We start from the raw sequence: 14,021 nt of genomic DNA, 5'->3' as shown, positions 1-14,021 counted from the left end.
AGCAGGGCCCAGCCCTGCTGCCGGCATCAATGGCCTGCCGCAGCAGGCCTGGCGAGAATTGCGAATTTCAGGAGCTGGGTCTCGCAAATGCGCTGCCCGCGCGCCAGCGAAAATGTCAGACCGTAGGCGTTTTGCCCACTGAACACATAATCATAGTATTTATACGTCAACGTTTTTACGGTGTGCATGTCCGAATAACCGGACTGCACGCTGAAAAATCCCTCCGCAATCTGGTTGCCATTAATATCACACAGGCAGGGGTTGGTGCTGCAACTGCCTTTCGCATTAACATGTGTGATATAGAGGACCTGCCCCTGCACACGCAGGAAAAGCATCAGAGAGGTCTCCCCCCCGGTGCTGTCATTCTGATACTGCTCAACAAGCAGCTCATTCTCAGCATAAATTCTGGCGGTTTTCTGTGACAGCGAAAGCGCTTCGCTCCTTGTCGTGACCCACACATTCCTCATCAAGTCATCATAGTAATAGTCTGCAGTGCGCGTCTCCGGCACACGGCCACTCAATATCGACTCTACCTGTAATCTGGAAAAATTTTCACTTCCGGCATACTGGTAATGAGCAGAGACAACATCAGATCCGGCCGTATAGGTTTTCTCTGTAAAGTTTCCCTCCGGACTCGTTGCAAAGGCCACCGTTGCCACGCTGGTACCTTTTTTTGTTTTCTCAATTTTTTTCAATACACAATTATTGACAAAGCTGTATTTTTCAATAATTTCCCCGCCTTCTGTTTCACTTTTTTTCTCGCTTATATTACCCATGGAATCGATGGAGAATGACTGGGAAATGACCTTGTCTTCATACTCGTTCATATAAACAATGCTCCCTCTTCTCGCCCACTTCGAGGCCAGCCCCCGGTCATTTATTTCAAAATTTTCCCCCCACACAAAATGCTGCCTGCCAGCAAAATAATAATGTGTGTCCCTGACATGGCAATGCGCATCATATGTTACCCTTGATTTTAAAAATTCCCCATTTTTATCAGAGTAGCTGAATTTGTTGACCAGATTATTTTTCCCATAGTGCTTGTAAATGGAGAGAGCCGCAAATTTTTCATCCCACATCAGGCGCCCCCAAAGATGCTGCTGCACCAGATTGCCGGAAGCGCCATCCCACACCATATTGCACTGGCTGACAATGGCATTGTTCAATTCGAGGACGACCGATTTTATCTTTCCGTCCGGGTAATAACGGTAACGTTTCCTTACCACATAACCTGTTCCACCACCAAATTTCATTGTCACTGTCAACGACTCGATATTCCCCGACTTTGTCCTCACAAAAACCGTCTTGTAGCTTCCCATCACCAGGTCTATCCACTGCCCGGTCTCCGTAAGCAAATGCCCGTAGTCATCATAGGAAAAAGTCCTCGAATATGCTTCGGCACTGCTACTGGTCAGCAATCCGGTAGTGGCATCATGATTGAATTTTCGAGCTGAATACGCCTTGCCGCTTGCAAGGTCACATATCTGGAATTGGGAAATATCATCCATTTCTGCCACGTACTCATACTTCCACACCCGCCCCTTGTTGACAGCAGGCTCCGTATCTGCCGCAACCGTGACCTGACTCGGTCGCGTGAGTATCGCACTCCCGGTGTAATCGTAGCGCGTAGCCACGCCAGAAACTTTTGACTCTTTTACACGGCCCAGACCATCGTATGAATAGAGGCTCATCAGCGCTGCATCAATTTGTGTTGACGCTACCAGTTCGTCAGTGCTATGGGGCGCATAGGTCATTTTTACCGTACCACTTGACGTCCCTTTCTTCTCTATCTGCCGGTCAAAATCATCGTAGGAATATACCAGTGCCTCTCTATCTGTCTCGGTGTGACGTATCAATCGTCCCAAAGCATCGTAGTCAAATGTTTCCTTTATATCTGGCAAGGTATTTGATGAAGGGCTGCGCTGCTCTTTCAGTCTGAGCCGGTTATGATTATCGTAAAACATGATTTCTGCAATATCGCCAGGATATTTGGTCACGGTAATGCTTTTTTTGTACAATGCATTTTCATGAGAATCGTAACCGTATTTTTGCGAGCTTTTATCCCAGTTGGACTGGCTGATCATCTCGTCAAATACATTCCAGACGAAGGTGTTGACCTGCTTGCTGATAATATTTCCATCAGCAGCATAATCATATTTATTCTCGACCACCAACTGGCCAAGGTCATTATATTCCTGCTCAGCCATTACCCAGAGCGTGTTTTCCCCGTCTACGGAAATGGATTCTTTGACAAGGCGACCAAGACCGTCATACAGCGAGATGGATGTCTTTTTGTCCGATGTTTTCTGGCGCGTCACTGTATTTTTGGCAGCATTGAAGACAATCGTTTCCGTTACGGGGAACCGCCCCCCTACTGCATAGTCTGTTTTTATGACTCGCCCCAGAGTGTCGTACTCATAACTGGACACCAGTTTGTTTTTATCCTGAGTCTGCACGATGTCAGCGGTCACATACAGCTGCCGTGTGAGGCTCTGCGAACCGGCACCATCGTAGCCTGCAAGGGTCTCCGTCATGGTCAGCTGTTTATTGCTGTCATCCTCGGCATAGGAAGCGGATTTCGTGGTGGACAAATAACTCACCACCCCATCGTCCCCAATGGTACCAACACTGACCACCGTCGTGCCTGGTCGCCCATTCGGTTCATAACTGTATGCGGTTTTTTGCAACACCGGTGCAGGCGTGGATTGCGACGGCTTCTCGACATGAAAATATTCTGCTGCAATCAGAATCAACTGTGTTTTATCCAGCTGGACGTAGGTGTAGTCCCAGACTTTTCTCGGGTAATTATCCTTTTCCATGCCTGGCGACAATATTTTTCTTTTTAAATAATCGGCCATGCCGGACGGACTTGCCGGGCAAAGCAAATTCCCCGCACTGTCTTTTTCTCCTGCGGCATCATAATATTCACTCCACTCTGTCATGCCTTCTATATTGGTATAGCGAATCAGGTTGGCATAGACATCATACTCATAATTCTCAACATCAGAGTGTTCAATAATTTTCCCACTGGAACCTGGGCTGGATTGTTTGTATTCCTTTTGCACTGGCAGCATGAAAGTGCTTGACTGCCCATCAATATTCGAGCCAGCAACAAGATTGTAATCGTATATTTCAAATATCGTTCTTTCCTGCAATGAATAGAATGGTTTCAGGCTGGTCATTAAATAATATTTATTATATGCAGTCTCTGTGGTTCTTGATGGGTTTTTCGCCGCCCCCACTTTTTCATAGCTGACAAACTGATAGTCATCCGGCAATAGTTCAAGATTATCAGCCTCGTTATTCCAGGCAGCCACATCCGGGTACCCCAGGTAATTTCTTTCCTTGCCGCTGCCAGATTCTTTTTGGTATCCATATGTTTTATGGACAGATTTGATGGTGCCATCTGTGTCGGTCGAGACATAACTGTCCACTGTGGATACGGCTCGCACCGTTGCCGCAAGCCCGGCGGGCGCCGGCAAATCCACATAGCTTATGGACTCTTTTTGATAGAAATCCAGCCACGATTCGCATGACGTCATTTCCAGACACAGCCCGTTATTATGATACACGTAGGAAAATTGATATAATTTTTCTCCGGACGAACTTCCATCAACAGTAATGGAAGCGAGTTCAGACAGATTATCCCCAGCAAAATTGAAAACAAAGGTGGCACGTGGCGTTGTCACCCTGTGCGTTCCGTTTTTGGCCTCGGTCGCAACCATTACGACGCCATCATCATCGGTTATGGTGAATGAACCATCAATATACGAAGCGACCCCGACCCCTTTTCCATTCGGGTACTGGATACGACTCAACCGGCCAAATGTCAGCGTTTCCACAATGCCGTTTTTGTAAGTTACCGTATACTCATTGCCATTTTTCTCAAATTTGAATATGCTGATTTTTTTGTACTTCAGTGTAACCGTCTCTGCCGTTTCACTGTCAATCCGGTACCGGCTGCCATCAGACAGGACCAGCGTCCTGATCTGTGCCCCCTGGTCATATTCGGATTCTATGCGGGTGAGATTGAAATCCCAGCCGATCCCGTAGCCGTAATCATGCACACTGAACTGGTTGAATCGCAAAACCAGCGTTATTTCCGGCCCCTGCAGTTTATTGGCTGAGAACCGGGCCATCTCTATATTCCTGAGATACATCAGCGTGCAGTTATTCACCCCATCGTCCGACCAGTCCATCAGGCTGAAAACATTGGAAAAGAAAAGCATAACGCCTCCTGCACCATCACAAAATCGTATGAGCCAGGGCCGCTGGCAGGCGCGGGCCGCCAGGCACGGAAAGGGGTGTTCGGCTTCATGTATCCATTCGTTATAAGCCTCCGGTACTCCATCGCGGCAAGCGGATGGATGAATGGCAGCTGCTGTCGGCGCATGGGCCAGCCCCGGCTGAAGTGGTACCATTTCCGGCTGTATTGACTCAGCACCAAAGGATCTTCATGTCGTTCCGTCGCCCCGCTCTCCTCGCCGCCCTGATCGCGGCCGTCACCCTCACCGGTTGCGCCACTGACGAATACGGCAATCGCCTGCCAACCAACGACACCACCATGGGCGCCATCATCGGCACCCTCGGCGGTGCCGCTGTCGGTGCCGCCATCAATCACAAGAATCGCGGCAAGGGCGCACTGATTGGTGCGGTCGGCGGCGGGCTGGCCGGTGCCGGGGTCGGCTACTACATGGACCAGCAGGCCAGGGATTTCCAGAAACAGCTCGCCTCGCAGATCCAGGCCGGGGCCATCGACGTGCAGAAGCGTGCCGACAACACCATCATGGTCACCATGACCAGCGCCACCGCCTTCGATACCAATTCGGCGGCACTGAAGCCGGGTTTCATGCCGACGCTGGACACCATCTCGCGCATCGTCAACAAGTACGGCAAGACCACGCTGGTCATCACCGGCCATACCGACTCCAGCGGCAACGACCGCATCAACGTGCCGCTGTCGCAGAACCGTGCCAGATCGGTGTATGACTACTTCCTCGGCAAGCAGGTCAACAGCCAGCGCCTCGGCTACCAGGGTGTCGGCGCCAGCCGCCCGCGCGCCAGCAATGCCACCGAATACGGCAAGCAGATGAACCGCCGGGTGGAAGTGCTGATCGAACCGGTCGTCGCCAACTGAGCTGACGGCAAGCCGGCATCCCCCGGAGCGGCCATGTAAGATGGCCGCTCCGGTCGTTTTTGCCTCCTGCCCATGCTGACGCTCTATCGTTCCAACCGCCTCGAAGTTCTCGCCCAGATCCTGATCGCCCAGTTCGGTCATGGCGACCCGCTGGCGCCCGAGGTCGTGCTGGTGCAGGGGCGCGCGGTCGAGCGCTGGCTGACCCAGCGCATCGCCAGCCAGTGCGGCATCGCCGCCCATTTCCAGTTTCTGTTTCCGGCACGGCTGGCCTGGCAGCTGACCCGGCCCGAGCGGCATGCGGCCGAGCCGTTGTCGCCGTATACGCCCGAGGTGCTGAGCTGGCGGGTATTCGACCTGCTGGAGCGCGGGAACGGCGCGGCCGCCGATCCGCTGCTGGCGCATTATCTCGGCCAGGGCGATGCGGTGTTCCGCTTCGATCTGGCCGCGCGCATTGCCGATGTATTCGACCAGTACCTGCTGTACCGGCCACTGTGGGTCGCGGCCTGGGAACGCGGTGAGCGCTGCGACCTCGGCCCGCACGAGGAATGGCAGGCCACGCTGTGGGCCACGCTGGTGGCTGATGAACCAGCGCCGCACCGGGCCGAATCGCTGGGCCTGGCGCTGCAGGCGCTGGAGGCCGGCCAGTTGCCGGAGGATCTGCCGCCCCGGCTGTCGGTGTTCGCCCCGGCCAGCCTGCCGCCGATGTACCAGCGCCTGCTGCAGGCCATCGCCCGCCACCGTACCGTCGATTTCTATTTGCTCGACCCGTCGTCGCAATGGTGGGGCGACGTGCGCGACTACAGTGAGCAACTGCGCGCCGGCATCACCGAAACCGACGACGCCGACACGCTGCACCTCGATGTCGGCCACCCGCTGCTGGCCTCGCTCGGCAAGCAGTGGCGCGATTTTCTCGGCCAGATCCTGACCCTGGAACCGGCCGAATCGACCCCGGTGTTCATCAGCAACCGCCACGCCGACGAGCCACCCCGCCCGCTGCTGCTTGAATTGCAGGACGACCTGCTGCATCTGACCGACCGAAGCCGTGCCCACGACAATACCCTGGTCGTGGCCGACGACGACCGCAGCATCGAATTCCATGCAGCCTCCAGCCCGATGCGCGAGGTCGAGGCCGTCTATGACCGCCTGCTGACCCTGTTCGACGCCGATCCAACCCTGACTGCCAGCGACGTCGCGCTGCTGGCGGCCGATATCGACCGCTATGCACCATGCATCGACGCCGTGTTCGGCACCGATCGCGTCGACGAGCGGCCGCGACTGGCCTACTCGATCGCCGACCGCGCGCTGGCGCGCGAACACCCGCTGTACGCCACCGTACTCGGCCTGATTGCCCTGCCCGGCAGCCGCTTCGAGGTCGAGCGCATCACCGATCTGCTCGCCCTGCCGGCGCTGCGACGCCGTTTCGGTCTGTCCGCCGCCGACGGTGACCGCATCGCCCACTGGCTGGCGACAGCCGGCGTGCGCTGGGGCCGCGATGCCGCGCACCGCGAACGCTTCGGCCAGCCGGCGGAACAGCAGAACACCTGGGCTTTCGGGCTGACCCGGCTGCTGCTCGGCTTCGCCCTGCCGCCGGCCAGCAGCGAAGAGGCCGCGCTGTACACGCCCGACGACGTGGCCTGGCTGCCGAGCCCGGGGCCGGAAGGCGCCGACGGGGAAACCCTGGGCCGCCTGTGCGAACTGCTTGCACGACTGGCGGCATTCGACGATGCCTGCCGCGAAGACCGTCCGGCACCGCAGTGGTTCGCCCTGCTGCAAGCGCTGCTCGACGACCTGCTGCAGGCTGACGACGACGAGGCCCTGCCGTTCGAGCGCGTGCAGGCGGCAGTGGCGGCGTTGCAGGAAGAGAGCCGCGCCGCCGGCGACCGCACCGCCGTGCCGTATGCACTGGCCCGCACCCGGCTGGAAGCGCGGCTGAGCGGTACACCCGAACACAGCCGCCACCTGGCCGGCGGCATGACCGTCGGTGCGCTGGTGCAGTTGCGCGGCGTGCCGTTCCGGGTCATCGTCCTGCTCGGCCTGAACGACGGCGACTTCCCGCGTCAGCCACGCGCGCCCGGTTTCGATCTGATCGCCCGCCACCCGCGTCCTGGCGACCGTTCGCGCCGGCATGATGACCGTTCGCTGTTTGTCGAAACCCTGCTTGCCGCACGCGAACGGTTGCTGATCAGCTATATCGGCCAGAACGAGCGCGATCTGGCCGAGCTGCCGCCATCGCCGGTCGTCGCCGAGCTGATGGATGTCATCGAACGCGGCTACCGGCTGGCGTCCGGCGCACCGCTGCTGCCGGCGCTGTGTGTGCGCCATGCGCTGCAGCCGTTCAGCCCGCGCTATTTTGGCGCCGCCCCGCCTCTGCCACCCGGCCATCTGGCCATCCACGCCGAGCTGGCCACCCTGCTGCATGCAGGGCAGGCCGGCCGCCCGGCCGCCGGGCTGTTCGCCAACGGCATCGTGCTGCCGGCGGTCGAAATCCCGGCCCTGCTCGAACTCGACACACTGGTCCGCTTCTGGCGCCACCCGGCCCGCTGGCTGCTGCGCCAGCGTCTCGGCCTGTGGCTGGACCACGACAGCAGCCCGCTGGACGGTCGCGATCCGTTCGCCCTGGACTTCAATGACCGCCAGCAGCTGACCCGCACCCTGTTCGCCGCCATTGCCGATGGCGATGACGGCCACCAGTTGCTCGATCGCGCCCGCGCCGGCGGGCTGCTGCCGCATGGCGAGTACGGCAGCGCGCTGCTGCGCCAGGAACAGCGCGTGGTCGACGTACTGGAAAGCCGGGCCCGGGAAGTCGCTGGTGGCAACACCGCCCCGTTCGACATCAATCTGCCGCTGCCTGCCGGCACCGGCCAGACCCTGCGCCTGAGCGGCCGGCTGGGCGATGTCGAACAGCATCCGGACGGCCGCCCCAACCGCACCGTGCTGCGCCCGGGCGGGCTGTTCCCGTCCGACCTGATTGTCTTGTGGATCGAGCATCTGGCGCTGTGCGCCGGCTGGCCGGACACACTGCCGGCACCGGTCACCGGCGTGCTGGCCCGGGGCAAGGAGGCGGTCGATGCGCGCCGGTTGCGGCCGCTGGCTGCCGCCGATGCCCGGGCCCGGCTGGGCGAACTGGTCGACGGCTTTCTGCAAGGCCAGCAGTCCGCCCTGCCGTTCTTTCCGCGCACCGCGCTGGCCTGGGGCGAAGCCGTCCGGGGCGACAAGCCCGGTGCGGCAGTCGCGCAGAAGAGCTGGAACAGCGATGGCGACCGGCACGGCGACGGCGACAACCCGTATGCCCGCGCGGCCTTCGGCGAGCGCGACACGCCACCCGACGGCTTCGAACACTGGGCCGGGCGCATCGTGCTGCCTTTGCTGGACCATCTGGAATCATGGAAATAGGCCCCGACATGTCCGAAGCCCTCGACCTGTTCGCCCTGCAGCCGCAGGGCGTGCAACTGATCGAAGCCAGCGCCGGCACCGGCAAGACCTGGACCCTCAGTTCGCTGGCGGTACGGCTGGTGGCCGAGCACGGCCATGCGGTCAGTGAGCTGCTGATCGTCACCTACACCAAGGCGGCAACGGCCGAGCTGCGCGACCGCATCCGCCAGCGCATGGTCGATGCGCACGCGGTGCTCGGCGGCGAGCGCGAACCCGGCAGCGATGCCTTCCTGTCACGGCTGCCGGTCGCACTGGACACGGCCGGCGTCAGCCGCGAGCGTGCGCTGCGGCGGCTGACCTACGCCATCCGCACCATGGACGAGGCGGCGGTCTACACCATTCACAGCTTCTGCCAGCGCGTGCTGACCGATCGCGCGTTCGAGTGCGCGATGCCGTTCGACGCCGAGCTGGTGCCGGACGAGAATGCGCTGATCGCCGAGCTGGTCGACGATGCGTGGCGGACCACCGTGGTCGACCGCCATCCGCTGATCGCCCGCTACCTGGCTGAACAGGGCGAAAACGCCGATGTCTGGCGGCGGCTGATTGCCCCGGCCGTCGCCCGCCCGGACATGGAGATCCTGCCAGCCGACGGCGAAACCCGGGCACCGGCCAATCGCCAGGCACTGGCCGCGCTGGAAGCCGACTTTGACGCCGCCTGGCAGCTGTGGCATGCCGACGGCACCCGCGACAGCGTGCGCTCGCTGCTGCTCGGCGGCGCGCTGAAAGCCAATATCTACCGCGCCGACTATGTTGAAGCGCGCCTGCTTGCCGTCGACCAGCTGTTCGCCAGCCGCATCGCCCCGACCCGCTCGCCCGGCGACAAACTCGGCTATTTCACGCCGGCGGTGCTGGCGGCCAGCGTCAAGGCCGGCGCTGATGTACCTGCCCATCCATTCTTTGCCGCGGTCGAACGCCTGCTCGGCCACTGGAACTGGCTCGACGACGCACGCACCGGCCTGCTGGCCGCTGCCGCGCGCGAATGCCGCGACCGGCTGCCGGCGCTGAAGGCCGAGCGCCGGCTGCTGTCTTACGATGACCTGCTCGGCAAGCTCGATGCGGCGCTGGCCGATCCGGCCCATGGCGATACGCTGGCGGCACGGCTGGCCGAGCGCTATCCGCTGGCGCTGATCGACGAATTTCAGGACACCGACCCCACCCAGTTCCGCATTTTCCACGCCATCTACGGCCAGCGCGGCGCAGCGTTCTACGTCGGTGACCCGAAGCAGGCGATCTACGGCTTTCGCGGCGCCGACATCCACGCCTATCTGCAGGCGCGCGATACCGCCCGGGCCCGCCATCACCTGGATACCAACTGGCGCTCGGACCGTGCGCTGATCGAAGCCGTCAATGCGCTGTTTGCGCGCACCGGCAACCCGTTCGGTTTTCGCGGCATCCCGTTCGAGCCGGTCCACGCCCGCCCGGGGGCGGATGACGGCATGGCCGGCGATGGCCATGCGGCAATGACGGTCTGGTCGCTGCCGGACGATGCCGCGCTGAACAAGGGTGACGCCACCGCACTGGCGGTGGCCGCCGTCGCCAACGAGATAGCACGCCAGGTCGCCGCCGGTCTCGACGGCCGGTTGACGGTCGGACCGCGGCCACTGCAGGCCGGCGACATCGCCGTGCTGGTCGATACCCACTGGCAGGGCGCCCAGGTCGCCGCCGCCCTGGCCGTGCGCGGCGTGCCCAGCGTGCTGCAGACGCGCGACAGCGTACTGGCCAGCGCCGAGGCCGGTGAACTGCAGCTGCTGCTGGAGGCCGTGGCCGACCCGGCCAATGCCGGCAAGGTGCGTCGCGCCGCCGCGCTGACCGGCTCGGCGCTGGATGCCGGCGGCCTGTACCGCCTGCACGAGGATGGCGAGGCGCTCGATGCCGAACTGGCCCGCTACGCCGACTGGCGCACGCGCTGGCAGGAACAGGGGTTCATGTCGATGTTCCGCGACTGGCTGTTCGCTACCGGCCACGCCGCGCGTCTGGTCGCACTCGGCAATGGCGAACGCCGGCTGACCAACTGGCTGCACCTTGGCGAACTGATTGCCGGCGAAAGCGAACGCCTGCACGGACTGAATGCCGTCATCGACTGGCTGGCGCGCGAACGCGATGCGGCCCGGGGCGGCGAATCAACCCTGCTGCGGCTGGAAAGCGATGCCCAGCGCGTGCGCATCGTCACCGTGCACGCGTCCAAGGGACTGGAATACCCGGTCGTGTTCCTGCCGTTCGCCTGGAATGGCGCGCTGTGGCATGCCCATGCCCGCTCGACCGTGCGCGTCGGCACCCTGTACGACTACGGCAGCGATGCGCTGGCGGAACGGCAGGCGCTGGCCTCGGTCACACTGTTCGCCGAAAAATTGCGCCTGCTGTACGTCGCCCTGACCCGGGCCCGCCATCGCTGTCATCTGGTCTGGGGCAAGGCCGGCAAGCAACCGTCGCTGCTCGACAAGCACGGTACGGCGAAAAACAGCGCCCCGGAAGCCTTCGCGCCGGCCCTGGCCTGGCTGCTGCATCCGCCACCGGCCGGCAGCGATCAGGCCGATCTCGATTTTCCGCGCCTGCTGGACTGGTACGAGACGGTCTGGCGCCCGCTGGAAACCGCCGACCTGGATCAGGCCATCGCCAGCTGGCCTGGCGTCGGCCAGCAGCACATTGATGCCGCACCAGCCCCGGTCGTCGTCGCCCCGCGCACCCGCGACACGACCGTCCCGCTGGCCGCACAGCCGTTCCTGCGCGACCGGGTACGCCCCTCGTGGCGGCGCGCCAGCTTTACCTCTCTGGCACATGCCGGCGAACCGGTCGACGTGGCACCGGAACGCGACCGCAGTGAAGTGGCACCCGCCCCGGCCGACGCGCCGGCTGCGCCCGATCCGCTGTCGCCGGCCGCCTTTCCGCGCGGCGCGCGTGCCGGTGACCTGCTGCATGCGCTGTTCGAGCGCATCGAGTTCAGCGCGCCGGCCAGCGCACACCATGACATCATCGCCACCGAACTGCGCCGCAGCGGACTGTTCAGCGACGACGAGCTGGCGCAGTGGCAGGTGCCGCTGGCCAACTGGCTGGCGCAGATTCTGGCCACGCCGCTGCTGGCCGACGGCCTGACGCTGTCGGCGCTGCCACGCCACAGGCGGCTGGTGGAAATGGGCTTCACTTTCTCCAGCCGCACCTTTGCCGCCCGGGCACTGGCCCGCACCCTGGCCGACCCGGTCCATCAGGTCGACCCGGCCTTCATTGCGGCGGCAGCCCAGCTGGACTTCGGCGTCGTGGACGGTTTCATTACCGGCTTTATCGACCTGGTCTTCGAACATGACGGCCGCTACTGGCTGGCCGACTACAAATCGAACCACCTCGGCCACCAGCCTGCCGACTACGACCACGCCACACTGACCGCGGCCATGACCGGCTCGCACTACTACCTGCAGGCGCTGCTGTACACGCTGGCACTGCATCGCCATCTGCGCGTGCGGCTGGCCGACTATGACTATGACCGCCATATCGGCGGGGTGCTGTACCTGTTCCTGCGTGGCATCGACGGCAGCGGCGAGCACGGCGTCCATCGCTGGCGACCGGCCCGTTCACTGATCGAGGCGCTGGACCGGCTGGCCACCCCGCGAGAGGAGACGCCGGCATGATGACCCCCGACCTGTTCGACGACCTGCCCGACCTGCCGCCCCCGGCAGAACCGGTCGCGCCCCCGGCAGCGATCGCGCCGACCGCCATGCCGCGCCTGCCCGGCCACCTGGCCGCCGCACTCGGCGCGCTGGCGCCACAGCGCGACAGCTGGGTCGAACAACTGCTGGCCGATTGTGTGCGTGCGCTGTACGACGGCGACGTCTGCCTGCATCCCGGCAGCCGTGCCGACCGGCCGGCCGATGCCGAGAGCCGGCTGCGCGCCAGCGCACTGGTCGGGGCACCGGGCGAAGTCGCACCGCTGATCCTCGATCATGGCTGGTTGTACCTGGCCCGCTATCAGCAATTCGAGCAGCGGCTGGCCGAACAGTTGCTGGCCCGCGCCCGGCCGCCGGCCGGCTTCGACCCGCAGCGTGCCCGGGCCGCCATCGACCACGTATTCGGCCCGCCGCCGGCTGCGCACGATGGGCAGCGGCTGGCGGCGGCCAGCGCGCTGGCATCGTCGTTCGCGATCATTTCCGGCGGCCCCGGCACCGGCAAGACCACCACCGTCACCCGGCTGATGGCGGCCCTGGTCGAACTGGGCGGTCAGCCGCCGCTGCGCCTGCGCCTGGCAGCGCCGACCGGCAAGGCCGCCGCGCGGATGAGCGAGTCGATTCGCCAGCAGAAGGCGCGCCTGCCCCTGCCGCCGGCCCTGCTCGCACAACTGCCGGACAGCGCCCAGACCCTGCACCGCCTGCTCGGCGTGCAGCCGAATGGCGGCGGTTTCCGCCACCATGCCGGCCGGCCGCTGGATCTCGACGTGCTGGTGATCGACGAGGCGTCGATGGTCGACCTGGCGCTGCTGGCACGGGTAGTCGATGCGCTGCCGCCAGACGCGCGGCTGATCCTGCTTGGCGACAAGGACCAGCTCGATGCGGTCGAGGCCGGCAGCGTGTTCCCGGCGCTGTGCGCCGGCCGTGGCCTGGAGGCCGACACCCGGGCCATGCTGGCGACGGTCACCGGCCAGACACCGCCGGACGGCCCGCTGCCGGCGTCGCGTCTGGGTCAGGTGGTCGCCGTGCTGACCCACAGCCATCGTTTCGGCGCCGACAGCGCCATCGGCCAGCTGGCGCGCGACATCCATACCGGCAACGGCGAAGCGGTCGCCGGCCGCCTTGCCGCGGCACCGGCGCCCGGTGGCGACGACGCGCTGAGCGCCGGCAATGGCACACCGGCCGCGCTGGAGCGGATCGCCGCCGACGGCTACCGCGCTTATCTGGCCTGCGTGCACCACGGCGACGAGCCGGCCGCGGTACTCGCCGCCTTCGACCGTTTCCGCGTGCTCAGCGCTCACCGCGACGGGCCGGACGGCGTGACCCAGCTGAATGCCCGCATCGAACGCGCACTGCATCTGCCGGCCGACCGGCCACAGTACCCCGGCCGGCCAGTCATCGTGCGCGAGAACGACTATGCCCTCGGGCTGTTCAACGGCGATATCGGCATCCTGCTCGACACCCCGGCCGGCCTGCGCGCCCACTTTGCCGAGGCCGACGGCGGCGTGCGTCACCTGTCTCCGGCCCGCCTGCCGGCGCACGACACCGCCTTCGCGATGACAGTGCACAAGTCACAGGGCTCGGAATTCGACCGTGTGCTGTGCGTGCTGCCACCGGCCGACTCGCCGCTGGCGACCCGCGCGCTGTTCTATACCGCCGTCACCCGCGCCCGCCACGCCGTCTGCGTCTGGGGCGACCCGGCCGCCGCGCGGGCCGCGGTCATGCAGGTACCGACGCGACAGTCCGGGCTGGCGCGCCGCCTGCAGGTCACGCCCGGGCCGGCATGAACCGCCTCCCCC

At 63.2% G+C, this 14,021-nt stretch carries 5 protein-coding genes; 4 read left to right on the top strand and 1 reads right to left on the bottom strand.

Features of this window, described 5'->3' with window-relative positions; translation table 11 throughout:
- Positions 1-26: 26 nt before the first annotated feature.
- On the bottom strand, positions 27-4,421 hold the full coding sequence (locus tag DFO50_RS13215; protein WP_084300071.1) for an RHS repeat protein: 4,395 nt from the start codon (positions 4,419-4,421) through the stop codon (positions 27-29).
- A 35-nt stretch (positions 4,422-4,456) separates the two neighbouring features.
- Between DFO50_RS13215 and DFO50_RS13210 the strand changes: the two genes are divergently transcribed.
- The 4 genes from DFO50_RS13210 to recD all read left to right on the top strand — a co-directional run bounded on the left by DFO50_RS13210 (position 4,457) and on the right by recD (position 14,009).
- Positions 4,457-5,137: an OmpA family protein gene (locus DFO50_RS13210; RefSeq protein WP_028499355.1), complete on the top strand. Its 681-nt coding sequence runs from the start codon at positions 4,457-4,459 to the stop codon at positions 5,135-5,137.
- Positions 5,138-5,209: 72 nt separating this feature from the next.
- Positions 5,210-8,530: an exodeoxyribonuclease V subunit gamma gene (gene recC, locus DFO50_RS13205; protein WP_112692699.1), complete on the top strand. Its 3,321-nt coding sequence runs from the start codon at positions 5,210-5,212 to the stop codon at positions 8,528-8,530.
- 8 nt (positions 8,531-8,538) lie between these two features.
- Positions 8,539-12,189, top strand: a complete 3,651-nt coding sequence (locus DFO50_RS13200) for a UvrD-helicase domain-containing protein (RefSeq protein ID WP_051528874.1) — start codon at positions 8,539-8,541, stop codon at positions 12,187-12,189.
- Entirely contained in the window at positions 12,186-14,009 is a 1,824-nt protein-coding gene (recD, locus tag DFO50_RS13195) for an exodeoxyribonuclease V subunit alpha (RefSeq protein WP_051528875.1), read from the top strand. The genes DFO50_RS13200 and recD overlap by 4 nt, the downstream gene beginning before the upstream one ends.
- The last annotated feature ends 12 nt before the right edge of the window (positions 14,010-14,021 follow it).

This window comes from Microvirgula sp. AG722 (genome assembly GCF_003269145.1).
Classification (GTDB): domain Bacteria; phylum Pseudomonadota; class Gammaproteobacteria; order Burkholderiales; family Aquaspirillaceae; genus Microvirgula; species Microvirgula aerodenitrificans.
This window is presented reverse-complemented; position numbering and strand designations above follow the sequence as displayed.